A 25392-nucleotide genomic window follows, 5' to 3' on the forward strand; every position below is an offset into this window, starting at 1 on the left:
ACAGCACGATGAAAATCCTATTGATTGGTGCCAGCGGCACGGTCGGCTCGGCAGTCAAGGCAGAACTGGCTCAGCGTCACGAGGTAATCAGCATCGGTCGCACAAGCGGCGACTTTCAGGTGGATATCAGCGACAGCGCGTCGATCCGCAAGCTGTTCGAACAGACCGGCAAGTTCGATGCCCTGATCTGCGCGGCCGGTAGCGTGAATTTCGTAGCACTGGGTGAAATGAGCGAAAGCGATTTCGACCTGGGCCTGCGCGACAAGCTGATGGGCCAGGTCAACCTGCTGTTGATCGGCCGCGAATATGCCAACGACGGCGCCTCGTTCACCTTCACCAGCGGCATCCTCAACCGTGACCCCATCCGTACCGGCGCCTCGGCCGCATTGGTCAATGGCGCCATTGACGCCTTCGTCAAAGCCGCGGCGATCGAATTGCCACGCGGCCTGCGCGTCAACGCCGTGAGCCCGACCGTCCTGCTGGAAGCGATGGGCAGCTACGCCCCGTATTTCCGCGGTTACAAACCGGCTCCGGGTGCCGACGTAGCTCTGGCCTACGCCAAAAGCGTAGAAGGCCTGCAGACCGGCCAGACGTTTATCGTCGGCTGAATCCGGCGTCTGTCAGAATTGCCTGAAGCCGGGCACTGGGGTTGTGGTGCGGCGTCAGCCTGCGTAACGTGGCGGCACTTGTTTGGAGACCCGATAAATGCGCGCCGCCCGTACCCTAGTTCTGTTTGCCCTGCTGCCTCTGTTCACCGCTTGCCAGATGTTCGAGAGCGAGCCGGCAAAGCCGTCTACCGCCGGGTTGACCCGCATGCAGGGTGAATTGACGGCCGTTGACGGCAAGCTGTTGTTCCAGCCTTGCGGTGACAAACGCAACTACGTGGTCAACGACGCCGGCGGCACCAGCATCCTGCAGGAAGCCGCCTCACTGGCTGGGCAACAGGGCGCACTGTTTGCCGACTTGCGCGGCAAGTTTTCCGGGGTTGCCACTGGCACCCAGGGCTCGGTAGAGCTGCAACAGCTTTATCGCATGGAACGTTCGACTTCGGCCTGCAACGACCCGGACTTCAAGCGCATGGTGCTGCGCGCCAATGGCCATAAACCCGCCTGGGCGATGAATGTGACCGCCAAGGGCATGGTGCTGGAGCGCGAAGGCCAGCCACCCTTGGCGGTGCCTTTTGTGGAAGAGCAACTGGGCGACGGCCGTTTCAACCTGATGACCGAAGCCAATAACCAGCACATCGAACTCTGGGTCGCGCCGCAGCGTTGCATCGACAGCGTCAGCGGTAGCCTGCAACACATGACCGCCGAGTTGCGCGTCAACGGCCAAGTGCAGCGTGGTTGCGCGGCATTCGGCGGTTCTCGCGACGACTGATTCGGCCCAACGCTGTTTTAACGTGTCGGAAAACCGCCTTTGGGGCTTATAATCGCCGGTTTGCAAAACAGCCGGCCTTTTTGTCCGCCGCCTACCGGATCCCGTCATGTTACGAATCACCGAACTCAAGCTGCCCATCGACCATCCCGAAGAAGACCTGCGGCCTGCCATCGTGCAGCGCCTGGGCATCGCCAGTGATGACCTGCTCGATTTCACCCTGTTCAAACGCAGCTATGACGCCCGCAAAAAGTCGTCGGAGCTGTGCTTCATCTACACCATCGACCTGAACGTGAAAGGCGAAGCCGCCCTGCTGCTCAAGTTCGCCGATGACCGCAACGTCAACCCGGCGCCGGATGTCAGTTACAAGGTGGTGGGTCAGGCGCCGGAAGGCCTGGTCGAACGGCCGATCGTGGTGGGGTTTGGTCCGTGCGGGATCTTCGCCGGGCTGCTGCTCGCGCAAATGGGCTTCAAGCCGATCATCCTCGAGCGCGGCAAAGAAGTGCGCCAGCGCACCAAGGACACCTGGGGCCTGTGGCGCAAAAACGTGCTCAATCCCGAGTCCAACGTGCAGTTTGGTGAAGGCGGCGCCGGGACCTTCTCCGACGGCAAGCTCTACAGCCAGATCAAGGACCCGAAATTCCACGGTCGCAAGGTCCTGCTCGAGTTCGTCAAGGCCGGTGCGCCGGAAGAAATCCTCTACGTCAGCAAGCCGCACATCGGCACGTTCCGCCTGACCGGCGTGGTGGAAAACATGCGCCAGCAGATCATCGCCCTGGGCGGTGAAGTGCGTTTCGAACAGCGCGTTACCGATGTGCTGATCGAAGACGGCCAGCTGAACGGCGTGGTCATCGACGGTGGCGAGCAACTGCTCTCCAAGCACGTGATCCTGGCCCTGGGCCACAGCGCCCGCGACACCTTCCGCATGCTGCACGGGCGTGGCGTGTACATGGAGGCCAAGCCGTTCTCGGTGGGCTTCAGGATTGAACACCCGCAATCGCTGATCGACGCGGCGCGCCTGGGCAAATACGCCGGGCATCCTAAACTCGGCGCGGCCGACTATAAGCTGGTGCACCACGCCAAAAATGGCCGCTCGGTCTATAGCTTCTGCATGTGCCCGGGCGGCACGGTGGTGGCGGCCACGTCCGAGCCGAACCGCGTGGTAACCAACGGCATGAGCCAGTACTCGCGCAACGAACGCAATGCCAACTCCGGCATCGTCGTCGGCATCACGCCGGAGGTGGACTACCCGGGTGGCCCGCTGGCGGGCATCGAGTTGCAGGAGCGCCTGGAGTCCCACGCCTACATCCTCGGCGGCAGCAACTACGAGGCTCCGGCGCAACTGGTGGGGGATTTCATCGCGGGCAAGCCGTCCACGGCCATCGGCAGCGTGGAACCGTCCTACAAGCCCGGCGTGTCGCTGGGTGACTTGGCCCTGGCCTTGCCGGACTTTGCCATCGAAGCGATTCGTGAAGCGTTGCCGGCGTTCGAGAAGCAGATCAAAGGCTACTCGTTGCACGATGCGGTGCTGACCGGGATCGAGACGCGCACGTCCTCGCCGCTGCGGATTACCCGTAACGAGTCGATGCAGAGCTTGAACGTGAAAGGTTTGTTCCCGGCCGGTGAAGGCGCGGGTTATGCCGGTGGGATTCTGTCGGCGGGCGTTGACGGGATTCGGATTGCCGAGGCGTTGGCGCGGGATATGCTCGGCATCGAGGCCTAAGCACTCTATTACAGCCAACCCCGATCAAAGGTGGGAGCGGGCTTGCCTGCGATGGCAGAGTCTCAGTCGCCGAACTTATCGACTGAAACACCGGCATCGTAGGCAAGCCCGCCCCCACAATGGTCTTTGCCGGTTTTCAGATGTTTGCGCGCAGGATTGTCTCCGGCAACGGCTCACCCCGTTCAACACTGGCCGCAACGGCGGCAATCAGCCCGCTCAACTCATACCGTTGCCCGGCGAGCCACGCCTGATCGTAGTAAGTCGTGGCATACCGCTCGCCCCCGTCACACAAAATTGCCACGATCGACCCAGACTCCCCCGCCGCTTGCATCTGCCGCGCCGCCACCAAGGCACCGATCAGGTTGGTCCCGCTGGAACCACCGACCCGCCGCCCGAGACGCTCGGCCAAGTAATGCATGGCCGCCAGTGACAGCGCATCCGGTACCTTGACCATCGCATCAATCACCTTGGGCAAAAACGACGCCTCGACGCGTGGCCGGCCGATCCCTTCGATCCGCGAACCGCAATCCAGGCGCAAGCTGGCGTCGCCCGTCTGGTAATAGTCAAAGAACACCGAGCGTTCGGCGTCGGCACACAGCACGCGGGTGCAATGCTGGCGATAGCGCACGTAACGCCCCAGCGTCGCGGTGGTGCCGCCGGTGCCAGGGCTGGAAATCAACCAGCTCGGCTCGGGGTAATGCTCAAACCGCATCTGTTGGAAGATCGACTCGGCGATATTGTTGTTCGCCCGCCAGTCCGTCGCGCGCTCGGCATAGGTGAATTGGTCCATGAAGTGACCGCCACTTTCCTGCGCCAACCGCTCGGACTCGGCGTAAATCTGCGTCGGATCCTTCACCAGATGGCTCTTGCCGCCGTAGAAGGCGATCTGGGCGATTTTCTCCTGAGACGTGGTGGCTGGCATCACCGCAATGAACGGCAGGCCAAGCAGGCGCGCGAAATACGCTTCCGAAATTGCCGTCGACCCGCTGGAGGCCTCAATTACCGGCGCGCCCGGCTTGAGCCAGCCATTACACAGCGCGTACAGAAACAGTGAACGGGCCAGCCGATGCTTCAGGCTGCCGGTGGGGTGGCTGGACTCGTCCTTGAAGTACAACTCGATACCCGGCAACCCCGGCAACGGCAAAGGGATCAGGTGCGTGTCGGCGCTGCGCTGGAAGTCCGCTTCAATGATGCGAATGGCTTCGCGGGCCCAGGTACGGTGGTCACTCATAAGGTGCGTCTCTAAAGATTTCAGCGCCAATTTTAGGGAGTTTCCTACACTGCACACAGATACAGTGGCGACTCAAATAGACACACAATTGCTAGGCTCTGGCGCAACGCCGACTCTGCCCGTCCCTTATAACAAATAAGAATATAACTTTTGTTTTAACAACTAACGGTACGGGTTAGGGTACCCACCTATTGAACCTGGATTGGAGAGCATCCCTTGCCTCTGCGTAGCACTTTCACCCGTTTCTTCCAGCTGGAAGCCGCCAGCGGTCTGTTGTTGATCGCCGCTGCCGCCTTGGCGCTGATCATCAACAATTCACCGTTGTCACACCTGTACAACGCGTTTCTCGATGTACCGGTGGTGGCACAGATTGGCGCGCTGAAAATCGCCAAGCCTGCCCTGCTGTGGATCAACGATGGCCTGATGGCCTTGTTCTTCCTGCTGATCGGCCTGGAGGTGAAGCGCGAGCTGCTCGACGGCCACCTGTCCAAACCCTCGCAAGTGGTACTGCCGGGGGCCGCAGCCATTGGCGGCATGGTGGTGCCGGCGCTGATCTACTGGGCTATCAACAAGGACTATCCCGCTGCACTCTCCGGCTGGGCGATCCCCATGGCCACCGATATCGCTTTTGCACTGGGCGTGCTGGCCCTGTTGGGCAAGCGCGTGCCGGTATCGCTGAAACTGTTCCTGATGACCCTGGCGATCATTGATGACCTCGGCGCAATCATCGTCATCGCCGTGTTCTACTCCGCGGAACTGTCCGGTGCTGCTCTGGCCGGTGCAGGGGCGTGCCTGATTGCCTTGATCGCGATGAACCGCCTGGGCGTGATCAAACTCGGGCCCTACCTGATCATCGGTCTGATCCTGTGGGTGTGTGTGCTCAAGAGTGGCGTGCATGCCACGCTGGCCGGCGTGACCCTGGCCTTCTGCATCCCGCTGCGCACCAAAAATGCCGAGCCCTCGCCCCTGAGGACGTTGGAACACGCCCTGCATCCGTGGGTGGCCTACGCCATCCTGCCGCTGTTTGCCTTCGCCAACGCGGGCGTTTCCCTGGCCGGCGTGAGCCTGGAAAGCTTCACTCACCATGTGCCCATGGGCATCGCCGCCGGCCTGTTGATCGGCAAGACCATCGGCGTATTCGGCCTCACCTGGCTCGCCATCAAGACCGGCCTTGCCGCGCTGCCCAGCGGCGCGAACTGGGGCCAGGTGTTCGGGGTGGCGATCCTGTGCGGTATCGGCTTTACCATGAGCCTGTTTGTCGGTTCACTGGCGTTTGTGCCGGGTGCCAGCGAATTCGCCGGGGAGGATCGAATGGGTATTCTGACCGGGTCGATCCTGGCCGCGTGTATTGGCTATGCCGTGACCGCGATGGCGAGTCGCAAGAAAGCCTGAGGGTTGCGAAAGCACCCAAAACCCCAATCGGTGAGCCCGATTGGGGTTTTTCTTTTTCTGAAGATGACACTTACCTCAAACGCCTAAAGACTTTGCGCGCGCCGCCGACTAGTGATTGTGGCGCTACCACTGTCCCTGCCAGGGACACCCGCCCGACACAGCTCTCCAACGCGTATTCAGCCCGAGCGAAAATCCCATGTTCCTGAGAAATATAAGAATCGCTGCCAGAGCCTTCATTGGCTTCGCGGCCATTGCGTCGCTGAGTGTGTTTCTCGGTCTGTTCGCCCTCAAACAGATTGGCGAAGTCCAGTCCCAGGCGGCCGACATTCAGAACAACTGGATGCAGCGTGTCAGGATTCTGGCCCTGGCCAACGCGTCGCTCGACCGTTTTCGCTTGGGCGAAATGGCGCACATCCTGTCGTCAAGCGATGCGGACATGCAGACCTATGAAGACAAATCCGCCGGCCGCCTGAAAAGCGTCAAGGAACAGCTGGCCCAATATGCCGCGCTGCTACGCACACCCGAGGAAAAATCGCGTCTGGATGTGTTCAACCAGAGCCTGGATGCCTACGCGAAGAACCATACCGAAATGCTCAAGCGCTCGCGCTCGGGCGACAAAGCCGGCGCCCGCGACTTTCTCAACAGTATTCGAGAAAGCTACGAGCAGATGACCAAGAACTTCGACCAGTTGATCGACCTCGCCAACAAAGGCGCCGAACAGGCCGGCCAAACCTCCGTAGGCGCTTACCAGCATGCCGTGAGCGGCATCACAATCGTCATTTTGCTGGTCAGTGCCGGCACAGTGCTGGTGGCCTGGTTGCTGACCCGCAGCATTACCGGCCCCATCATTGAAGCGGTGCAGGTGGCCGAAACCATCGCCAAGGGCGACCTCACCCAGCCCATAAACCCTACGGGCAATGACGAAGCCACGCGCTTGCTCCGGGCACAGGAAACCATGCGTAACAACCTGGTGCAGACCCTGCGGCAAATCACCGGCTCATCCAGCCAGCTGGCCGCTGCGGCCGAAGAGTTGAATGCCGTCACCGCAGAGGGCAGCCGCGACCTGCAACAGCAACATGGCGAAATCGAGCAGGCAGCCACGGCCGTCACTCAGATGACCACCGCGATTGAGGAGGTCGCGCGAAACGCGGCATCAACCTCCGACCTGTCCCAGGAATCACGCAGCATTGCGCTGAAGGGCCAACAGCGCATGGTCGAGGCACTGAATTCGATCCAGGCGCTGACCCGTGGGGTCGAGGTCAGCTCAGGGCAAGTGGGCGGCCTCGCCGAGCAGGCCAAAGGCATCGGCAAAGTGCTCGATGTGATCCGCACCATTGCCGAGCAAACCAACCTGCTGGCGCTTAACGCGGCCATCGAAGCCGCGCGTGCCGGTGAGGCCGGGCGTGGTTTCGCGGTGGTCGCCGACGAGGTTCGTGCACTGGCCCATCGCACCGCCCAATCGACCCAGGAAATCGAGCAGATGATCGGCAGCATTCAAGCCAACACGGCCAGCACCGTCAACACCATGCTCGACAGCAGCGCCATGACTCAGCAAACCTTGGGGCTGGCCGAGCTGGCGCAACAAGCGCTGGCAGACATTCTGGCCGCCAACGATGAAATCAATGACCGCAACCTGGTGATCACCACGGCGGCGGCGGAACAAGCCGACGTTGCTCGAGCAGTCGATCGCAACTTGCTGAACATTCAGCAGCTATCGATTCAGTCGGCAGAGGGCTCGACCCAAACGACTGCAGCCTCGCAATCCCTCGCAAGCCTGGCCCACGAGTTGAACACGATGGTCAAGCACTTCCAGGTTTGAAGTCACGCAGCGTGCGCGGCACACCGCGCCTGCAATAAAAAACCCCAACCGATCACTCGGTTGGGGTTTTTTATTGCCAGGACCGGCGTTTAACGAGTAACGCGGCTGGTACCGTCAACGGTCATGATGCGTACACGGTCGCCGATGCGGAAGATTTCATTTTCCTGCACGGCTTGTACGTAGGCACGCATGCTGCCGTCGTCTTCGCGAACGGTGATTTCCACGCCTTGGGTGCGGGTCAGGCCTTCTTCAGTGGCCGAGCCCAACAGGCCGCCGGCTACGGCGCCGATCACGGCGGTCACAATGCTGCCACGGCCGCCGCCGATGGCGCTGCCGCCAACGCCGCCGATGACTGCGCCAGCAGCGCCGCCAATTGGGGTCTTGGTGCCTTCGATTTTCACTGGACGCAGGGATTCAATGGTGCCCATGCGAACGGTCTGTACACGACGCGCCTCGTCACGAGAGTACGAGTCGCCGGTCAGACTCGAGGCGCAGCCACCCAACAGCAACGACAGGGTGGTAAAGCAGGCAACTAGTAAAACGGACTTACGCATAGCATCAACTCCAAAGGACAGGTATTCATTAGACGCTGCGGCTTGGCGCCTGTCACGGCGAGCACCGCAGAAAATTGCTTTCATTCAGCCTTAGTACAGACTGCCAGCACCAGAAAAATAGACGAACGGTTGCACTCAACTGTTCCGAAGAATGTCATGAACGCGTTCATCATTATTGTAGTCGCGCAGCAGCACACGCCGAAGACATATGGATAAAGACTTCGCCGTGGCGGGCAACATTCGAACGAGGTGACGAAAGGTGAAACTCAGGGCGCCAGGCGCTCACGAGTCCACTCGCCGGCTTGCAGGCGGTAGTTGAGGCGATCATGCAGGCGACTGGCGCGACCCTGCCAGAACTCGATGCGCTCGGGCAGCAGGCGATACCCGCCCCAATGCTCAGGGCAATCGGGTTGGATGTCGCTGAAACGCTGCTCGGTGGCCTTGAGCAAATCTTGCAGCTCTTCGCGATCACGGATGACCCGGCTCTGCGGCGACGCCCAGGCCCCAAGACGGCTTCCCAATGGGCGGACCTGAAAGTAAGCATCCGACTCTTCAGGCGTGACCTTGACCACCCGCCCTTCGATGCGCACCTGGCGCTCCAGGGTGGGCCAGAAGAAGGTCATGGCTGCAAATGGCTGTGCCGCAAGCTGTTCGCCCTTGGCACTCTGATAATTGGTGAAGAAGGTAAAACCCTGTGTATCCAGGCCTTTGAGCAACAGGATACGACAGTGCGGACGACCGTCCTGGTCTACCGTGGCCAGAGTCATGGCATTGGCTTCCACCGGTGGCTGCTCGGTTTTCACCGCATCGGCAAACCACTGGTGGAACAATGCAAACGGCTCGCCCGGGGCCTGGGCCTCGCTCAAACCGTCCCGTGTGTAGTCACGGCGCATATCGGCCAATGCCTGGGTCATGCGGCTTTATCCTTCTGGTTCAACAGATCAGTTTTTCGCCTGGTCGTTTGTCGCTGGAGCGTCGGCCTTGGGTGCGGCTTTTTTCGCGGCCGGCTTGGCGGCAGCTTTTTTCGCAACAGGCTTGGCAGCGGCTTTCTTGACCGGAGCCTTTTTCGCCGGAGCGGCTTTTTTCGCAGCAGGCGCCGGTACGGGAGCGGGTGCAGTCTGCACGGCAACCATTTCCGCAACCGGTGGCTTGCCCGAGTTGTACTTGCTCAACAACGCCAACATCGTTGTACGCTGAGTGAACATGATTTCCATGCGACGGTTCAGCGCACGCCCCTGATTGCTATCGTTGGCAGCCCGCGGCATAAGGTCGCCCATGCCACGCATCATCAGGCGATCCTGCTTCAAGCCGCTGAGGCTGAAAATCGAAGCGATGGACTGCGCGCGCTCGCGGGTCAATGCCTGGCTCACTGGCTCGGCACCATTGGTGTCGACGTGGCCTAAGACCAACACAGCGGTCTTCGGATCGCCTTCAACCGCCTTGGCCACGCGAGTGAACGGGCCCAACGTAACTGGCAGCAGCATCGCCGGGCGTTTCGGGTTGTAAGAGCCATCAACCGGGGCGATCACGACCAATACGTTTTCGCGACGCTCCAATTGCAGGTTGCTGTCCTTGATGGCCGCACGCAGGCGCGGCTCATAGTCGTCCAGCCAGGCTTGAGTGATTTTCGGGTCAGGCATCGGCACGTTGGTCACGTCGACCTTGGCCAATGGTTTTGGCTTGCTTTCGAAAGGCCACCACCATTTGGTATCGGTGTCGGTCTTGGCCACCGCCGGGGTCGTCGGGTCTGCCGCCTTGAGGTCGGCTTTCAGATCGGCTTTGGCATCAGCCGCTTTTTCATCGGCGCTTTTAGAGGCGAACGGCCACCAGCTGGAGCCGGTCTCAGCCTTGGCTACGGGCGCAGGGGCGGCAGCAGCGGCAGGCGCTGGAGCAGCGGCGGCGGCAACCGGGGCTGCGGGCTTGGCGCCAGCGGCGGGTTTTGCATCCGGCACGGCGTCGGTTTTGGTTACTGCGTCCTTGGTAGCAGCCTTGTCTGATCCAAATGACCACCAATGCCCACCCTCGGCATCATTTTGTGGAGTTTGTGCGCAACCCGTAATTGTGAGGCACAGCGCGAGTGCCAAGGACTTGTTCGATAACATGAGATATCCACAAAATGAGAAAAAACCGGAGGGTCTGGTTGACCCGTTAAACAGACGCTTACAGAACATTGAAGTTACAAAATTTCGTTCAGCGCCTTCTTATAGTTGCCTTTGTAACAAAAAAACGTGAAACAGCAAGCTCTTTACAGACAACCGGCCAATATTCCGACCAACTTCTGTGCACGCGGGTCCATAAGTACATAAGGCCCCAGTGTATTAGTCACGAAACCAAATGCTACATCATGTTCCGGATCGGCAAAACCAACCGAACCACCCGCCCCCGGATGCCCAAACGCACGTGGGCCAAGGCCGAACGTCGCATTGGGCAAGTGCGGTTGATCCAACATGCAGCCCAAGCCAAAACGCGTTTGGGTCAATAAAGTTTTATCCGGTCCGATACTGTGTTCGCGGGTCAATTGTTCGAGCATGTCCGCCTCGAGCAAACTACCGTCCAACAATCCGCTATAAAAGCCCGCCAGGCTACGCGCATTACCGTGTCCATTTGCCGCTGGCTGCTGCATGCGCCGCCATTGAGGCTTATTAGTGCTTGTCAGAATAGACGGTGGGTTGGCAAATGCACGCGTAGTCATGGCCGCAGGTTCGCGCATCATAACTTGCAGTAATCGTTGAGCGGCTTCATCGCCCATATTGCCTTTGCTGCGCGCTATATGCGCAACACGGTAAAACTCTTCGTCCGCCAGGCCAACATGAAAGTCCAGCCCCAATGGCCGCGCAACCCGCGCCACAATTGATTCACCGGGCCCACGCCCGTCGGCGCGACGCAACAATTCACCGACCAGCCACCCATACGTGATGGCCTCGTAGCCGTGGCCTTGGCCCGGCGTCCACCATGGGGCTTCGGCCGCCAGGGTGTCGACCATCAGTTGCCAGTCATAGAGGGCTTCGGCGGGGAGCATTTCGCGAATCGCCGGCAACCCGGCCTGGTGGCAGAGCAGCTGGCGCAGGGTGATGGCTTCCTTACCGGCCGCGGCAAACTCGGGCCAGTAATTGGCGACAGGGGCGTCGAGTTGCAACTTGCCCTCGGCCACCAATTGCAGGGCCGTCACGGCGGTGAAGGTCTTGGTGCAGGAAAACAGGTTGACGAGGGTGTCGCTGTGCCAGGCCTCGGCACCGTCCTTGTCGGCGGTGCCTGCCCACAGGTCGACGACGGTTTCGCCGCCGATCTGGATACACAGCCCGGCACCACGCTCCTGCGGGTCATCAAACAATGCGGCGAATGCCTCACGTACCGCTTCGAACTGGAGCTCGTAATGACCCTGAATCTGCACCTAAGCCGCCTCGGAAAACACCGTAATAAGTGGCCGACATTGTTCCAGTCATTGGCGGTTTTGTGAACCCGTCAAATATGAATCAATGGCCATTTCCAGAGTGACCGCCAGCATGCCCGGCGCCCTGCCCCGCGCCTCTGCCGTCGTGCCCCGACTTGCCGGCTTCACTCTCACGCACCCCGCTGGCAGCCTTGGCTTTTTCGGCTTCCTTGCCCAGTTGGTCGACGGCCGCCAGGTTGCTTTTGCGCACGCTGTCGACAAAGCCCTGGAACGGCACATCCGTGATGCCCACAAGGCCAAAGTGGCCGTTTTCACCGTCCAGCAGACGCCCCGTCACCGGTTGATCCAGGTACTGGAACCAGTGCACGCCGACGATCGACGGCTCAGCCATGGCCTGCTTGAGGAAGTTGCTGTACGCCACGCCACGGTCTTCCTCCTTGGCCAGCTGAGTCACGCCGCCCCAGAACGGACCGCGATCCGCCGAGCCAAAGTTGAACTCGGTGATCAGCACCGGCTTATCCAACGCGCGCAGGGCGGCGAAGTCGTAGCCGTCCTGAGGCTTGAGGGTGTACATGTTGAAGCTCAGCACATCGCAATACTGGGCGCAGGACGCCACGGCTTCCGGGGTGCTGACGGCGTAGCGGCCACCCAGCAGCAGCTGGTTGGGCGCGTGCCACTTCAACGAATCGGAGATGGTCTTGAAATAAGCATCGGCGAAGGTCTTCTGGAAGTATTTGAAGTCGGCTTCGATTTCCGGGTGCTCAGGGCTTGGCATCGGCGGCTCGAAACCCGGGTCTTCCATCAGCTCCCAGCCTGACAGGTGAATGCCCCAGGCTTTGGAGAGGCCTTCTTCATTACGGTATTTGTCACGCAGTTGCTTGAGGAACGCACGTTTGGCCGGCACGTCGGTGGTCATGCGCAAGGTCCCGTACGCCAGGGCGTAACGCGACTTTGGATCATCGCCAGGGCCAGCCCAGGCCAGCTCGTTGTCGGCAAAAAAGCCGATCAGCCACGGGTCGTCGCGGTGATCGCGGGCCGCGATCGCCACGGCGCGCTCGGTGGCCATGGCGAAACGCGGGTCGAACGGGTCGGGCATGCCGCCCCACCAGTCCGTGCCGGTGCTGATGCTGGCGTAGTCACCGACAATCGACAGCGGCAAGGTGTAGGGCACGCGGTCGGCGCTGGCCAAATCCTCGTCGCTCCAGTTGCCCACGGTGTTGAAACCCCAGGCTTGCAGGCGGTCCAGCGTGTGGGTGACCCAGCGCTTGTGGTCGAAACCTTGCGTGTCATAGGTGCGCTGCAGGTTGGCGCCATAGAAGTCGTACCAGCGCCCCACATTGAAGCCCCGGCCCTGGTCAGCGCCGTTGCCGCCGCGGTTATCCGCACGGCCGTAATACTTGTCGAACGGCTCGCCGGACTTGGGCAGCGCGGCAAACATCCATTCGCGGCCGGCCACGTAGGTTTGATTATCGTCCGGCGCAACCGTATTGACCCCCAGGGAGTAGAACGGATGGCCTTCCGGCGTCACCAGGTACCAGCGCCCATCGCGCTTCTCGGTGCGGAAAAAGCCGCTTGCTTCAAACGTCGGGCCTTTGTTCCAGCCGCCATATTGGTCCAGGGCAGACTTGTCGCGCTCAGCCAGCCAGCCCTTGAGCTGTTGCTGCTCCTTGGCCGCTGCGGCTTTGAGTTGTTCGTCGCTGCTGACTTTTTCCGGCCAACGCGCACGCGTGGACTGACCATACGCATCCACCAGCGCGCTGTAGGCGGCCTTCAGCACCGGCTCGCTGTCCTGCACGCCAAAGCGTTCCAGCAGGATGCTTTGGGCTGCGTTGGGCTTGATCATCGACAGAGTGACCGACGCCACCTGGCTACGATCGATTGCCCCGGCGCTGCTGGCCAACAGCACACGCTGGCCTTCCACGGTAATCGGCATCGGCGGCCCGGCCTTCATGCCCTGGCTCAGCGGCGAGTTGGCCTGCAGCGGAATCAGCAGGGTTTGAGCGGGGCCGGCCGGCAGGTCGATGCGGCTGACCAGCGTCTGGCCGTCGGTGCTCTGCACCTTGACGTAGAGGGTCAGCGCCCAGTCCATGGCGCTTTGGATACGCAGGCTCATGGCGCCGGACTGCGACCAGTCCCACACGCCGGTCTGCGGGCTGAGCACCAGGCTCGGTTCGGCCGCCGGGTTGAAGGTGATGCGGCGCAGCACCTCGCCCTCAGCGGTTTGTTCGGCGTTGTATTGCGGCAGGCTCGCGTCCTGGGTCGCGACCTTGACCACATCGGCAGGCCGGACGAAGTTGAACAGCGTTTGTTGCCCGGCAGGCGCGGCCATCAAGGGCGCGGCAAACAACAAGGCAAACAGAGCGGGCAGCGTGCGAATCATACGAACAAGGTTCTCCCAAACGGCCGGTGAATGGCCTGATGACATAAAGCGTTGGCAGTGAGATAGACCACGAAGTGGGCGAATTCGCCCACAGTGGCTTAAGAAATTTCGCGCCTGAAGGGCGGCAAAGCATTGAGGATAGCCTTGCCATAGCGCTGCGTGACCAAACGGCGGTCGAGCAAGGTGATGGTGCCTCGGTCTTCCTCGGTACGCAGCAAGCGCCCGCAGGCCTGGACCAGCTTCAAGGAAGCATCCGGCACCGAGATTTCCATGAACGGGTTACCGCCACGGGCCTCGATCCATTCGGCCAAGGCCGCCTCGACCGGGTCATCCGGTACCGAGAACGGGATCTTGGCGATCACCACGTGTTCACAGTAGGCGCCGGGCAAGTCCACGCCTTCGGCGAAACTGGCCAGGCCGAACAACACGCTGGAATCACCGCCATCAACACGCGCTTTGTGCTTGTTCAGGGTTTCCTGTTTGGACAGGTTGCCCTGGATGAACACCTGCTTGCGCCAGTCGCGGTCGAGGCCGTCGAACACGTCCTGCATCTGTTTACGCGAGGAAAACAGCACCAGGGTGCCGCGTGAACCTTCCACCAGGTCCGGCAAGTCGCGGATGATCGCGGCCGTGTGCGCGGCCGCGTCGCGAGGGTCGGCCTTGAGGTCCGGCACTCGCAGCACACCGGCATCGGCATGGTGAAACGGGCTCGGCACCACGGCGGTGACGGCCTTTTTCGGCAGGCCGGCACGCATGCGGAAGCGGTCGAAAGTGCCCAGCGCGGTCAGCGTGGCCGAGGTCACCAGGCAGCCGTAGGCCACGTTCCATAGGTTGCGGCGCAGCATTTCGGCGGCCAGGATCGGGCTGGCGTTGACCTCGATATCAAACAGCGCACCGCTTTCGGACAAGGTCAGCCAGCGCGCCATGGGCGGGTTGTCTTCCGGGTCTTCGACGGTAAAGGCGGTCCACAGCTCCCAATTGCCCTGGGCGCGCGACAGCAGGCTGCCGAACAGGGGGTACCATTCCTCGGCCTGGTTGCTGGCGATACCGATGTTGACCTCGCCATCCATGCCTTCCTTGAGCAGGTCGGTCAGGCGGGTGAACAGGTCGGTCAGCCGTGAGAAGCCTTTTTTCAGCTCGATACCCATTTCACGCATGTGCTCGGGGATCAATCCGCCGACAAACCGGTGACGCGGCCGTTCGCGGCCTTCGACGTCTTCGCCGGGTTTGAAGTCGGCGACCTGCTCGCAGGCGCTGAACATGAATTGCTGCTGGGTCTTGATCTCGCGCGCCAGCTCCGGCACCTGCTCGATCAGCTTGCCCAGATCGCCGGGCAACGGGTGCTGGGCGAGCAATTTGGTCAGGTTCTTGGCGGTGGTTTCGAGCCAGTCGGCGGTGGAACGCAAACGGGTGTAGTGGGCGAAATGGCCGATGGCCTTATCGGGCAAGTGGTGCCCTTCGTCGAATACGTAAAGAGTGTCGCGCGGGTCCGGCAACACAGCGCCGCCGCCCAGGGCCAGGTCAGCCAGGACCATGTCGTGGTTGGTGACAATTACGTCGACCTTGCCCATGCCCTCGCGGGCCTTATAGAAGGCGCACTGGCCGAAGTTGGGGCAATGCCGGTTGGTGCACTGGCTGTGGTCGGTGGTCAGGCGCGCCCAGTCGGCGTCTTCCAGGGCGGTGGGCCAGCTGTCACGGTCGCCGTCCCATTTGTTGCCGGCAAGTTTCTCGATCATGCTGGTAAACAGCTTCTGGCTGACTTCATCAACCTCGATCTTGAAGCCTTCCTCTTCGAACAGCGAAGCCGTGGCGGTCTGGGCGTGACCTTCCTGCAGCAATACGTCGAGCTTGGACAGGCACATGTAACGGCCACGGCCCTTGGCCAGGGCGAAGGTGAAATTCAGGCCGCTGTTGCGCATCAAGTCGGGCAGGTCTTTGTAGACGATCTGCTCTTGCAGGGCGACGGTGGCGGTGGCAATCACCAGGCGCTTGCCGGCGGCCTTGGCGGTAGGGATTGCGGCCAGGCTATAGGCCACGGTCTTGCCGGTACCGGTGCCGGCCTCGACGGCCACGACCGCGGGGTCGCCACTGCGCCGACCTTCGTCGTCGGTGTCGATATCCCCGAGGACTTTGGCCACTTCGGCGATCATCAGGCGTTGGCCGTAACGCGGTTTCAAGCTCTTGGCTTCGAGAAAACGCGAATAGGCGCCCTGGATCGTGGTTTTGAGTTCAGTGCTGATCATGGATAGTCGGGCGCAAAAAACGCTGGATAAATTTTCAGTGGTTCGGATCGGCCGCTATCATACCCCGCTAATTAATCCCGCGCAGAACGGAGTACCACAATGACCGCGTTTAGCCTCGCTTACACCCTGCATGTATTGGCCGCCCTGGTGTGGGTCGGCGGTATGTTTTTCGCCTGGATGATCCTGCGCCCCGCTGCCATGGCGGCACTTGAGGGCCCTGCCCGGCTCAAGCTGTGGGCGAATGTGTTTCAACGTTTTTTCGTGTGGGTCTGGGTGGCGGTGCTGGTTTTGCCGATCAGCGGCATCGGTCTGTTGCAACTGCGCTTCAGTGGGTTTGAGACCGCACCGCGCTATGTGCAGGTGATGATGGGCTTGTATCTAGTGATGACCGCGCTGTTCATCCGTATCCAGGCATTGAAGTTCCCGGAATTGCGCACGGCGGTGGCGGCTGAGGATTGGCCTGCAGGTGCGGCTGCGCTGGGGCAGATTCGCAAGCTGGTGGGGATTAACCTGATTATCGGGTTGGTGGTGGTGGCGATTGCTTCGGCTCGGCCGATGTTCTGAGGCTGGCCTTAATGGCCCCTTCGCGAGCAAGCCCGCTCCCACATGTGGAATGCATGTCAATGTGAGAGCGGGCTTGCTTGAGAAGGCGTCAGAACAATCGACTCAAAGCCGCTGAATAGTCACAGCGCCCGCAGGCCCAGCCGGCCCCGGTTGCCCTTCCAGCCCTGGCCGGCCCTTCTGGCCACCATCGGCGCGGTACACCAGGCAGCCCTTGGATTGCCCGCCTTTGCCCGGCTTACCGGCCGTGCCGGCCAAACCGCCCGCACCGCCATCCACCCAGACCTTGATCTGCTCGGCCGGGAAGCTCTGCGGCAGCTCCACGCGTACGGTCGCGCCCGCTGCGCCTGGCAGGCCATCGCCGCCATTGTCGCCATTGGCGCCGCGACCGGCTGAACCCCAGGTGCAGCCCGGGTCCACGCCATTGGCGCCATCCAGGCCGGCATACCCTTGGGCGCCGGCGCCGCCACGGGCGTCCACCGACAGTTCATCGGCGGTCAGCGCGTTGATGCGCAGGACCAAGTCACGCCCCGACTTGGCGGCTCGTTCGTGGGTGCCGGGAGCACCGCGCGAGGTGATCTGGCTGCCATGTTCCAGTTGCGCGTTACGCACCTGCAACTGCAGCGCGGTATTGCCGGGGGCGATAGCGATACGGGCTTCACGGCCCAAATGCAGCTCATCCACCGTCACTTGGCTGATGGTCGCCGGAATCAACAACGTGCCGTAATCCGCCACATCCAGGCGTTCGAGCTGCAAAACGTTGGTGCTGCTGGGCAGGCGCATCAGCGAGTTGGTTTCAACGCTGACGCTCTGCGCCAGGGCGATGGGGCTGACCAACAGGGCCAACAGAAAAACCTTACGCATGATTGGCCTCCTTGTTTGTTTCATCAATAACGGCAGGCGCCGACAGGCCCCGCACATGGAACATCCCCACCAGCAGAATCTGCAGGCGGTCACGCCAGGGGTGGGCACGGTGTTTCAGGCTGCTGTTGAACAACAGCAATTCCAATAGATGAGTCAGCAACAACAGACTGCCGGCCAGACTGACCAACAGGTGAAACGGATTGGCGAGCGGCCGGAATAAATTGACCACCACCACAACCCAGAACAGCAACGTCAGAAACTTTCCCAGCCCCCAAAACACCTTCATCCTGCACGCCCCTGCCTATTATTCTTTGGGCGCACAGTACCGACTTCTGCAGGCGATTTGCCAGTGAAGGATGAAAAAACTTGATAAAGGCACGGTTTGCCTGCGGTTTCGGCGAGGATCGCCAGCAATGCCCCTGGGGTTCCCACAGGGGCAAGGGCCGTCAGCGGTTGATTTTGATTTCCACACGACGGTTCAAGGCTCGACCGTCAGCGGTTTTGTTATCGGCCACCGGCTGACTTTCGCCCGCGCCCACCACCGATACAAAGTTGCTGCGCGGCACGCCCGCACTCACCAGGTAATCGGTTACCGAGTGCGCGCGTTTTTCCGAGAGTTTCTGGTTGTAGGCGTCTTTGCCGACGCTGTCGGTATGCCCGCTGACCCGTAGCTGGGCGCTCGGGGCTTCGCGTTTGAGGCGCGTGGCGATGATGTCGAGCTTGGTTTTGTCCGCCGCCGTCAGCCTGGCCGAGTCGAACTCAAAGTGCACATCGCGGATCACGATGGTTTCTTCCTTGACCACGACCACCTCTTCCACCACGGCCGCCACCGCTACAGGTGGGCAGCCATTGACATCAACCTGCACGCCCTTAGGCGTGCCCGGGCACTTGTCGCGGCTGTCCGGCACGCCATCGCCATCTTCGTCGCCATCACCGTGCACCCAGCAATAGGCGCCAGCCATGCCGCCGATCAGCAGCGCGCCATAACCTGCGTACGCCGAACTTTCAGTGGCGCCAATCGCTGCGCCGGTCACACCACCGACGGCTGCACAGGTGGGCCAATCGGTTTTTTGCAAACCTGCGCAACCTGTCAATACTCCGGTTAGCAGAACCAAGGGTAGAGCTGTCCGCATGATGCTCATCTGATTTCTCCTGAGGGGATCGGCGGGGGCCGACGGGTGGAGTAAAGACCGCTCTTTTCATCTGCGCCACTGCGCCGCACCCCCGTATTTATTGGAGATCGCCCTATGTGCAGGACTTTTGCACGCCGCCCGCTCTAGGCCCGCACGCTCAGCCGCGCTAGTCTCTAGGGTCCTGATGTGAGGATCTCTGATGATCGCTGGTATTTCTTCCCGTACGCCACAGCAAGCCCTGGCCGCCTTGCTGGATTTGCACCAGCCCAAACGCCTGTTGTTGTTGGGTGCCAGCCAGTTCCCGGCGCTGGATGCCTTTCAGGCCGAACACCCGGACACCCAAGTGGCGATCGCGGCGCCCGGGCCGTTACCGGCAGAACTTGCGGCGCAGCGTTTTGACCTGGCGTTGGTGGTCGATTGCCTGGAGCACCTGTCAAAACCGCAAGGCCTGACGCTGCTCGGCGGCATTCGCAACCTCAATGCCAGTCGCATTGCGGTGCTGGCAGACCTGAACGCCTGCGGCTGGAAAGAAACCGATTTCTTCTCCCTGGCGCTGCAGGCCGGCGAGCGTTTCCAGCGTGATGATCAGGTTTTGACGCTGTTTACCTATGATCTGCTTGACTATAAACAGGTGCCGGACTGGCTCAACGCCCGCTTCTGGGCCAACCCGGAAAACTTCGGAAAGTATTGGTGGTAACCATGAGTACATCCATTTGCCCGTGCGGCAGCGGCAATCTGCTGGATGCGTGCTGCGGCCATTATCACGCCGGTCACCCGGCGCCCTGTGCCAGCGCATTGATGCGTTCGCGCTATAGCGCCTACGTGCTGGGGTTGGTGGACTACCTGGTAGCCACTACTTTGCCCGCGCAACAAGCCGGACTGGACCGCGCCGCCATCGGCGCCTGGAGTGCTCAGAGCACCTGGCTGGGCCTGGAAGTGGAAAGCTCCGAGGTGTTTGGCGGCCAGCCGGAGCATGCGTTCGTGACGTTCACTGCTCGCTGGCACGACAGCACCGGAGAACACAGCCACCGTGAACAGTCCTCTTTCGTACAGAATGAGGGGCGCTGGTACTTCATCGACCCGACAGTGGAGGTGAAGGCCGGGCGCAATGATGTATGTTTGTGCGGCAGTGGGCAGAAATTCAAGAAGTGCTGCTCCAGCTACCTCTAATCAACTGACAGGGAAAACGCCATGCTTCGGATGTACAGCTTGATGCTGGCGTTGACCCTGAGCCTCACCGGGTGCGCGTCCTGGTTCGAGGACAGCTCGCCCCCGCCTCATGTCTCCCTGGTGAAGGTTGAAGTGGTGCGCGCCAAATTGCTCGAGCAGCGCTTCAAGCTGTACTTTCGCGTGGATAACCGCGACGACGCCGACCTCACGGTGCGCGGCCTGATCTACAAAGTCAGCCTGGGCGATTTCGTGCTCACCGAAGGCGAGTCCAACGAATGGCTGACCGTACCACCGCGCGGCCATGCTTTTTTCCGGGTGAAGGTGCGGACCAACCTCTGGCCGCAGATACGCGATGTGGTACAGATGCTTAAAAACCCGAGCAAACCCGTGCCCTATCGCCTGGAAGGCGAGCTGAAAACCGGATTATTCATCGGTAATGACGTGCAGGTGAACCACAATGGCGAGATAATCCCCGGCGATTTTATTCCGGAGCGACATCGATGACTCAGCAACCCCATGTCCATGGTCCTGACTGCAACCACGATCACGATCACCATGATCGCGACCACGGCCATGTCCACGGCCCGAACTGCGGCCACGCTCACCAGGAGCCGGTGCGCAACGCCCTGAAAGACGTCGGCCGCAACGATCCTTGCCCATGCGGCAGCGAGAAGAAATTCAAGAAGTGCCACGGGGCCTGATGCCCTGACCCCGCAGGAGCCGGCTCGCCGTGGCAAGCGGGCTTGCCGTGGCGAGCGGGCTTGCCGTGGCGAGCGGGCTTGCCCCGCGTTGGGCTGCGCAGCAGCCCCAATAAGATCAACGCGTTTCCTCAACAAAGCGCAATGTCATGTTTTGGGGCTGCTCCGCACCCCAGCGCGGGGCAAGCCCGCTCGCCACAACAGCAGCACCACCTCCAGGCCCCCGCCTTCCCGGTTACTCAAACTCAACCGCCCCTCATGCGCCCGCGCAATCGTATGCGCAATACTCAACCCCAACCCATACCCGCCGGTTTCGGCATTGCGTGAACCTTCCACTCGGTAAAACGGCTCCATCACCTGCTCCAGCTGTTCCTGGGGAATCCCCGGTCCGCGGTCACTGATGACAATCTGCAAGCTGTCCGCCTGATCCTCGACCCGCACCACCACCTCGCTGCCATAACGCACCGCGTTTTCCAGCAAGTTCTGCACACAGCGTTTGAGACTGCGCGCATACCCCGGCAACGGTTGCTTGGCGCGGCCCACGATGGTTACGCTTTCGCCCACGTCTTCCAGGTCCGCCTGCAGGCTTTGCAGCAAGGCATTGATGTCGATGTTCTGTCGCGTCTCGTTGATCTCACCGCTGCTGACAAAGTCCAGGGTGCTGGCCACCATGTGTTCCATTTCTTCCAGGTCGCTGCGAAAACGCTCCTGGGTGCGCGTGTCTTCGAGCATTTCGGTGCGCAGGCGCAGGCGTGTGATCGGCGAGCGCAGGTCGTGGGAAATTGCCGCAAGAAAGCGCGTGCGCTCGGCGATATTGGCGATCAGCCGTTGCTGCATCGCATTAAACGCCTGGGCGGCGCGGCGCACTTCAGTCGGGCCATCCACCGGTAACGGTGGGCGCTGGATGTCCCGACCCAGCGCCTCTGCGGCCTTGGCCAGGGCATTCAGCGGGCGGATGGCCAGGCGCACCGCCACCAGAGCGATGACCACCAGCACCAGCACTCGCAGCAAATAGATGCGCATCACGTAATCGAACAACAGGTCCAGCGGTGAGGTACTGGTCCAGCCCTGCTCTTCACTGGCGTCCACGCGCAACCAGCGCCCATCGGGCAGGCGCAGGTCGATCAGAAACTGCCCGACCACAGGCTTTGAGCTGAGCAAGGTTGAAAGCCCGGCGGTCTGCCCTTCGCCATCGACCAGCGACAGGCGTAAAAGGCTCAGGGTTTGCGCGTAGCCGGTTTTCTGCGCCAACACCTGCTTGATCAGGCGCTCGGTGGGCCGGTCGCTGTCGGTGAGCGTGCTTGGCGTGCTGCTGGCCTGGTCGCTCAAGGCCAGCCGAAAGTGCGGCGTATCAAGCAGCTGGATCAACTGGTGGGCCTGCTGCGGGTCGCTGTGCATCAGGCGCACCACGTCCGCCAAACGCGTGGCGATCAGCCGTGCGGGGATTTCCAGCACCTGACCATGACGCCGGTCGTACCAGATGCTGCTGGTCAGCGCCTGGGCCGCGAGCATGCCGCTGACCAGAATCAGCACCAGGCGCCCGAACAGCGAACGCGGCAGCAGTCTCACGAGCCCAGCACCACGTCATCGGCGGTGAGCATGTAACCCTCGTTGCGCACGGTCTTGATCAGCCCCGCCGGCAGCTGCGAGCGCAGGCGACTGACGCACACGTCAATGGAGCGGTCGAACGGCGTGCTGTCCTTGTCGAACACATGGTTGAGCAGAAAGTCGCGGCTCAACGGGCGATTGGGGTGCTGCAACAACAGGCGCAACACGCGGTAATCCGAATTGCCGAGGCTGACCACCACGCCTTCGGGGCTGAGCAGCTGCCGCGCCCGTGTGTCGAGTTGCCAGCCGGCGAACCGAATGCTGGGCGCCTCATCCAGGCGCGCACGGTCCGGAAAACTCTGTACCCGGCGTAACACCACCTTGATGCGCACCAGCAATTCACGCGGGTCGAAGGGTTTGGGCAGGTAGTCGTCGGCGCCGATTTCCAGGCCGACGATGCGGTCGATCAACGAGCCCTTGGCCGTGAGCATCACCACCGGCGTGTTGGAGCTGACCCGTAGCTCGCGGCACAGGCTCAGGCCGTCTTCGCCGGGCAGCATCAGGTCGAGCACGATCAGGTCGATCACATTCAGCGCCAGGCGACGGCGCATTTCCTTGCCGTCGGCGGCGGTAGACACCTGAAAGCCCGCGTCACTCAAGTAGTCGCAGAGCAGTTGGCGGATTTGCGGGTCGTCATCAACGATCAACAGGTGGTCAAGCTTTGCCATGGGCAGTCAATCCGAAAACTCAAAACGCAGGAGATAGCCGAAAGCTCAGCCAGTGGTACGCGCAAATGTAATGGAATGTTGTGGGAAACCATAATCACGCATCAGCGATACAAAGCCGGGGTATGGCAGGCGGAATCGCTCTTTAGACTACCGAACCTAAATGAGAGTAATTGTAATTTAGACTCGGATCACTGCCCATGTCACTGCCCACCCCGCACCGTCACACGCTGCACACCACCCTGGCACCGATGTTCGGCTTTCTTGCTGCCGGCAGCGTCGCGCCGACGGCCTGGGCCGATGCGCCCACCGCCGCGCCTGACGATTCGGTGGTGAGCCTGCCGCAAATCAAGGTCGACGGCGAAGAAACCACGTCCGCCTTCAAAGTCGACCGGGTGACCTCGGCGAAAATCAGCCAGCCGCTGCTCAACGCGCCACAAAGCGTGACCATCGTGCCGCAGCAAGTGCTTAAAGAGCAGAACGCGCAAACCCTGCAGGAAGTGTTGCGCAACGTGCCGGGCATCACCTTCATGTCCGGTGAGGGCAACCTGGGCTGGGGCGATCTGTTTTCGATTCGCGGCTTTTCGTCCGAGCAAAGCCTGACTGTCGACGGCGTGCGCGACGCCGGCATGTCCACGCGCACCGACACTTTCAACCTGCAACAGGCCGAAGTGTTCAAGGGCACCGGCTCCATTGAGTCCGGGGTTTCGGCGGTGGGCGGCAGCGTCAACCTGGTGAGTAAAGAAGCGCACCTGGGCGATGCCAGCAAAGTCTCCGCAGGGATAGGCACCGACAGCTACCGGCGCCTCACTGCCGACATCAACAAGCAGTTGACCGACACCAGCGCCGTACGCATCAACCTGATGAAGCACTACAACCAGGTGGCCGACCGCGACGACGTGGACTACGACCGCTGGGGCATTGCCACCTCCTTCGGCTTCGGCCTGGGCACCGACACGCGGTTCTTCGTCGACACCTTCTATCAAAAAGACACCAACACCCCGGACGGCGGCGTGCCGATCCAGCGTGGCACCGACGGCCATCGCATGCCGGGTGTGAAACGTTCCAACGGGTACGGCGATTCGAGCCTGTATACGCAGCAAAACGAAACCACCGCGCTGACCGCACGCTTCGAACATGACTTTGACTGGAACGAAGCCAACCTGCGCAACCAGACGCGTTGGGAGCGCAGCGACAACTTCGCGGTGCTGTCCCCGGCGCGTTTTTTCGCCGCCGACGCCAATGGCAAAAAAACCTGTACCGGCACGCGCTGTGCGACGTTGGGCTACACGGGTGTAGGCCCGCTCAGCCAAGTGCCGGGCAGCACGGTAAATGCCTACACCGACTACGTGAACAACAGCAACACCGGCTACGGCATTCTGCGTGGCAGCGATTTCGGGCTGTCCAAGCGCTACACCATCCTGGATAACCAGACCGACTTCAGCTTCACGTTCAACACTGCCAGCCTGCAACACGCGGTGGTCAGCGGCCTGGAGTTCTACCACGAGACCTACGGCGGCCTGAAACGTAACGCTGAAGTGCCGGCCGGCGACATGTTCTTCAACCTGAACGACCCCAGCCACAGCTTCGCCAGCACCTACGTGACCAAGGGCGAAGGCGACCCGCGCTCGGTGATCGACAACGCCGGCATTTACCTGGGCGACACCGTCACCCTCAACGAACACTGGCAAGTGCTCGGCTCGTTGCGCTACGACAACTGGCGCGCGCAAACCAGCCAGCGCGGCCAGGCCACCATCAGCAGCACCGACGGTGCGGTCAGCGGGCGCGTCGGCGCGGTGTACAAGCCGTTGCCAAACGCCAGCATCTACGTGTCCTACAGCGAGGCGGCGCAACCGTCGGCGCTGGGCGCGTCCACCAACAACCAGATCTACGGCGCGTCCACCACCAGCAACTACAGCCCGGCCAAGTCGAAAACCTACGAGATGGGCACCAAGTGGGACATTGCCCACGACCGGCTCAATGTTACGGCGGCGATCTTCCGCACCGAACTGGACAACGCCTGGGAATACCAGGACGGCGAATCCGCCCCGGTGCGCGCCCTGCCCGCCAAACGCGTGGACGGCGTCGAACTCGGCCTGCAAGGCAACATCACCCCGCGCTGGACCGCCTACACCGGCTTTTCGGCGCTCAAAAGCACGCAGACCAAAGGCATCAACAAGGGCGCGGAAGCCAAGAACGTCCCCGACCTGACCGCCAACCTGTGGACCACCTACGCCGTCACCGACGCCCTGAGCCTCAGCTACGGCGAGCAATACGTGGGCCGTCGTCGCTACAGCGACAACAAGTATGTCGGCGGTTTGAACAACAACAGCAGCTACGCCAATGGCCCTTCCGGCGTCGATGCGATCTACACCCGAGACCACGAAAAAGCCCCCGGTTACTGGCTGAGTAACGTGGCCGCGCAATACAAGGTCAACAAGGACACCACGGTCAACCTCAACCTGAACAACGTGTTCAACACGTTTTATTACAGCCAGGTCGGCGCGTCCCTCGATGGCTTCCAGCTCTACGGCATCCCAGGCGCAGGCCGCACCCTCACCGCCAGTGTCGATTATGAATTCTGAT

23 protein-coding genes are annotated in these 25392 nt (G+C 61.4%); 11 read left to right on the plus strand and 12 right to left on the minus strand.

The features are described from left to right. Window positions 1-8 precede the first annotated feature (8 nt). The 3 genes from AC19YS_RS24430 (at window position 9) to AC19YS_RS24440 (ending at window position 3097) form a co-directional block, all read left to right on the plus strand. The gene (locus AC19YS_RS24430) at window positions 9-608 is read left to right on the plus strand and encodes a short chain dehydrogenase (RefSeq protein WP_124416633.1); all 600 of its coding nucleotides are present in this window, start codon (window positions 9-11) and stop codon (window positions 606-608) included. A 97-nt stretch (window positions 609-705) separates the two neighbouring features. Then, entirely contained in the window at window positions 706-1377 is a 672-nt protein-coding gene (locus AC19YS_RS24435; protein WP_106577112.1) for a COG3650 family protein, read from the plus strand. 106 nt (window positions 1378-1483) lie between these two features. Further along, window positions 1484-3097 (plus strand): NAD(P)/FAD-dependent oxidoreductase, encoded by a 1614-nt coding sequence (locus tag AC19YS_RS24440; protein WP_500602808.1) that lies wholly within the window; start codon window positions 1484-1486, stop codon window positions 3095-3097. 136 nt (window positions 3098-3233) lie between these two features. On the opposite strand, the gene AC19YS_RS24445 is transcribed toward AC19YS_RS24440, so the two are convergent. Next, on the minus strand, window positions 3234-4328 hold the full coding sequence (locus AC19YS_RS24445; RefSeq protein ID WP_500602809.1) for a PLP-dependent cysteine synthase family protein: 1095 nt from the start codon (window positions 4326-4328) through the stop codon (window positions 3234-3236). 216 nt (window positions 4329-4544) lie between these two features. On the opposite strand from AC19YS_RS24445, the gene nhaA reads away from it, so the two are divergent. Next, window positions 4545-5720: a Na+/H+ antiporter NhaA gene (nhaA, locus tag AC19YS_RS24450; RefSeq protein ID WP_500602810.1), complete on the plus strand. Its 1176-nt coding sequence runs from the start codon at window positions 4545-4547 to the stop codon at window positions 5718-5720. A 196-nt stretch (window positions 5721-5916) separates the two neighbouring features. Further along, a complete protein-coding gene (locus tag AC19YS_RS24455; RefSeq protein WP_119738811.1) occupies window positions 5917-7539 on the plus strand; it encodes a methyl-accepting chemotaxis protein in 1623 nt (540 codons plus the stop codon). Between the two features lie 89 nt (window positions 7540-7628). Here AC19YS_RS24455 and AC19YS_RS24460 read toward each other — a convergent pair whose 3' ends face one another. The 6 genes from AC19YS_RS24460 to dinG form a co-directional block, all read right to left on the minus strand. Continuing rightward, entirely contained in the window at window positions 7629-8093 is a 465-nt protein-coding gene (locus AC19YS_RS24460) for an outer membrane lipoprotein (protein WP_003189251.1), read from the minus strand. A gap of 266 nt (window positions 8094-8359) precedes the next feature. Beyond that, the gene (gene pdxH, locus AC19YS_RS24465; protein ID WP_106577117.1) at window positions 8360-9007 is read right to left on the minus strand and encodes a pyridoxamine 5'-phosphate oxidase; all 648 of its coding nucleotides are present in this window, start codon (window positions 9005-9007) and stop codon (window positions 8360-8362) included. Between the two features lie 27 nt (window positions 9008-9034). Then, window positions 9035-10195, minus strand: coding sequence for an OmpA family protein (locus AC19YS_RS24470; RefSeq protein ID WP_106577118.1), 1161 nt, complete (start codon window positions 10193-10195; stop codon window positions 9035-9037). A 143-nt stretch (window positions 10196-10338) separates the two neighbouring features. Then, window positions 10339-11484 (minus strand): serine hydrolase domain-containing protein, encoded by a 1146-nt coding sequence (locus tag AC19YS_RS24475; protein ID WP_124416630.1) that lies wholly within the window; start codon window positions 11482-11484, stop codon window positions 10339-10341. Between the two features lie 82 nt (window positions 11485-11566). Next, on the minus strand, window positions 11567-13864 hold the full coding sequence (locus tag AC19YS_RS24480; protein ID WP_169368411.1) for a beta-galactosidase: 2298 nt from the start codon (window positions 13862-13864) through the stop codon (window positions 11567-11569). A gap of 98 nt (window positions 13865-13962) precedes the next feature. Continuing rightward, window positions 13963-16107: an ATP-dependent DNA helicase DinG gene (gene dinG / locus AC19YS_RS24485; protein WP_119738807.1), complete on the minus strand. Its 2145-nt coding sequence runs from the start codon at window positions 16105-16107 to the stop codon at window positions 13963-13965. A 99-nt stretch (window positions 16108-16206) separates the two neighbouring features. Between dinG and AC19YS_RS24490 the strand changes: the two genes are divergently transcribed. Beyond that, a complete protein-coding gene (locus tag AC19YS_RS24490) occupies window positions 16207-16671 on the plus strand; it encodes a CopD family protein (RefSeq protein WP_119738805.1) in 465 nt (154 codons plus the stop codon). Window positions 16672-16773: 102 nt separating this feature from the next. On the opposite strand, the gene AC19YS_RS24495 is transcribed toward AC19YS_RS24490, so the two are convergent. The 3 genes from AC19YS_RS24495 to AC19YS_RS24505 all read right to left on the minus strand — a co-directional run bounded on the left by AC19YS_RS24495 (window position 16774) and on the right by AC19YS_RS24505 (window position 18674). Further along, the gene (locus tag AC19YS_RS24495; RefSeq protein WP_106577123.1) at window positions 16774-17532 is read right to left on the minus strand and encodes a hypothetical protein; all 759 of its coding nucleotides are present in this window, start codon (window positions 17530-17532) and stop codon (window positions 16774-16776) included. Then, window positions 17525-17818: a DUF1145 domain-containing protein gene (locus AC19YS_RS24500; protein ID WP_500602811.1), complete on the minus strand. Its 294-nt coding sequence runs from the start codon at window positions 17816-17818 to the stop codon at window positions 17525-17527. The genes AC19YS_RS24495 and AC19YS_RS24500 overlap by 8 nt, the downstream gene beginning before the upstream one ends. Window positions 17819-17978: 160 nt before the next feature. Continuing rightward, the gene (locus tag AC19YS_RS24505) at window positions 17979-18674 is read right to left on the minus strand and encodes a PA1041 family peptidoglycan-binding anchor lipoprotein (protein WP_500602812.1); all 696 of its coding nucleotides are present in this window, start codon (window positions 18672-18674) and stop codon (window positions 17979-17981) included. A gap of 190 nt (window positions 18675-18864) precedes the next feature. On the opposite strand from AC19YS_RS24505, the gene AC19YS_RS24510 reads away from it, so the two are divergent. Genes AC19YS_RS24510 through AC19YS_RS24525 form a run of 4 tightly spaced genes read left to right on the plus strand, consistent with a single transcriptional unit; the run spans window position 18865 to window position 20536 of the window. Further along, on the plus strand, window positions 18865-19362 hold the full coding sequence (locus tag AC19YS_RS24510; protein WP_106577126.1) for a DUF6231 family protein: 498 nt from the start codon (window positions 18865-18867) through the stop codon (window positions 19360-19362). Window positions 19363-19364: 2 nt separating this feature from the next. Next, window positions 19365-19835: a YchJ family protein gene (locus tag AC19YS_RS24515; RefSeq protein ID WP_106577127.1), complete on the plus strand. Its 471-nt coding sequence runs from the start codon at window positions 19365-19367 to the stop codon at window positions 19833-19835. A gap of 21 nt (window positions 19836-19856) precedes the next feature. Further along, entirely contained in the window at window positions 19857-20339 is a 483-nt protein-coding gene (locus tag AC19YS_RS24520; RefSeq protein ID WP_179678088.1) for an LEA/WHy family protein, read from the plus strand. Beyond that, window positions 20336-20536, plus strand: coding sequence for an SEC-C metal-binding domain-containing protein (locus AC19YS_RS24525; RefSeq protein ID WP_500602813.1), 201 nt, complete (start codon window positions 20336-20338; stop codon window positions 20534-20536). Before AC19YS_RS24520 ends, AC19YS_RS24525 begins: the two co-directional genes overlap by 4 nt. Before the next feature lie 144 nt (window positions 20537-20680). Here AC19YS_RS24525 and AC19YS_RS24530 read toward each other — a convergent pair whose 3' ends face one another. Together AC19YS_RS24530 and AC19YS_RS24535 are read right to left on the minus strand one after the other, a co-directional pair. After that, complete coding sequence (locus tag AC19YS_RS24530) at window positions 20681-22102, minus strand: ATP-binding protein (protein WP_500602814.1); 1422 nt, start codon at window positions 22100-22102, stop codon at window positions 20681-20683. Then, window positions 22099-22809: a response regulator gene (locus AC19YS_RS24535; protein WP_119738797.1), complete on the minus strand. Its 711-nt coding sequence runs from the start codon at window positions 22807-22809 to the stop codon at window positions 22099-22101. Before AC19YS_RS24535 ends, AC19YS_RS24530 begins: the two co-directional genes overlap by 4 nt. Before the next feature lie 197 nt (window positions 22810-23006). On the opposite strand from AC19YS_RS24535, the gene AC19YS_RS24540 reads away from it, so the two are divergent. Further along, a complete protein-coding gene (locus AC19YS_RS24540) occupies window positions 23007-25391 on the plus strand; it encodes a TonB-dependent receptor (RefSeq protein WP_500602815.1) in 2385 nt (794 codons plus the stop codon). Window position 25392 lies beyond the last annotated feature (1 nt).

It is taken from the genome of Pseudomonas sp. MF08831, from assembly GCF_059862645.1.

What these genes read in the sequence shown, in the direction of transcription:
- AC19YS_RS24505 (WP_500602812.1), bottom strand. Translation starts at nt 18,674, where the DNA reads ATGAGCATCATGCGGACAGCTCTACCCTTGGTTCTGCTAACCGGAGTA.
- pdxH (WP_106577117.1), bottom strand. Translation starts at nt 9,007, where the DNA reads ATGACCCAGGCATTGGCCGATATGCGCCGTGACTACACACGGGACGGT.
- AC19YS_RS24455 (WP_119738811.1), top strand. Translation starts at nt 5,917, where the DNA reads ATGTTCCTGAGAAATATAAGAATCGCTGCCAGAGCCTTCATTGGCTTC.
- AC19YS_RS24535 (WP_119738797.1), bottom strand. Translation starts at nt 22,809, where the DNA reads ATGGCAAAGCTTGACCACCTGTTGATCGTTGATGACGACCCGCAAATC.
- AC19YS_RS24540 (WP_500602815.1), top strand. Translation starts at nt 23,007, where the DNA reads ATGTCACTGCCCACCCCGCACCGTCACACGCTGCACACCACCCTGGCA.
- AC19YS_RS24495 (WP_106577123.1), bottom strand. Translation starts at nt 17,532, where the DNA reads ATGCGTAAGGTTTTTCTGTTGGCCCTGTTGGTCAGCCCCATCGCCCTG.
- AC19YS_RS24470 (WP_106577118.1), bottom strand. Translation starts at nt 10,195, where the DNA reads ATGTTATCGAACAAGTCCTTGGCACTCGCGCTGTGCCTCACAATTACG.
- AC19YS_RS24460 (WP_003189251.1), bottom strand. Translation starts at nt 8,093, where the DNA reads ATGCGTAAGTCCGTTTTACTAGTTGCCTGCTTTACCACCCTGTCGTTG.
- AC19YS_RS24490 (WP_119738805.1), top strand. Translation starts at nt 16,207, where the DNA reads ATGACCGCGTTTAGCCTCGCTTACACCCTGCATGTATTGGCCGCCCTG.
- AC19YS_RS24445 (WP_500602809.1), bottom strand. Translation starts at nt 4,328, where the DNA reads ATGAGTGACCACCGTACCTGGGCCCGCGAAGCCATTCGCATCATTGAA.
- AC19YS_RS24435 (WP_106577112.1), top strand. Translation starts at nt 706, where the DNA reads ATGCGCGCCGCCCGTACCCTAGTTCTGTTTGCCCTGCTGCCTCTGTTC.
- AC19YS_RS24515 (WP_106577127.1), top strand. Translation starts at nt 19,365, where the DNA reads ATGAGTACATCCATTTGCCCGTGCGGCAGCGGCAATCTGCTGGATGCG.
- AC19YS_RS24510 (WP_106577126.1), top strand. Translation starts at nt 18,865, where the DNA reads ATGATCGCTGGTATTTCTTCCCGTACGCCACAGCAAGCCCTGGCCGCC.
- AC19YS_RS24500 (WP_500602811.1), bottom strand. Translation starts at nt 17,818, where the DNA reads ATGAAGGTGTTTTGGGGGCTGGGAAAGTTTCTGACGTTGCTGTTCTGG.
- AC19YS_RS24440 (WP_500602808.1), top strand. Translation starts at nt 1,484, where the DNA reads ATGTTACGAATCACCGAACTCAAGCTGCCCATCGACCATCCCGAAGAA.
- dinG (WP_119738807.1), bottom strand. Translation starts at nt 16,107, where the DNA reads ATGATCAGCACTGAACTCAAAACCACGATCCAGGGCGCCTATTCGCGT.
- AC19YS_RS24430 (WP_124416633.1), top strand. Translation starts at nt 9, where the DNA reads ATGAAAATCCTATTGATTGGTGCCAGCGGCACGGTCGGCTCGGCAGTC.
- AC19YS_RS24480 (WP_169368411.1), bottom strand. Translation starts at nt 13,864, where the DNA reads ATGATTCGCACGCTGCCCGCTCTGTTTGCCTTGTTGTTTGCCGCGCCC.
- AC19YS_RS24525 (WP_500602813.1), top strand. Translation starts at nt 20,336, where the DNA reads ATGACTCAGCAACCCCATGTCCATGGTCCTGACTGCAACCACGATCAC.
- AC19YS_RS24520 (WP_179678088.1), top strand. Translation starts at nt 19,857, where the DNA reads ATGCTTCGGATGTACAGCTTGATGCTGGCGTTGACCCTGAGCCTCACC.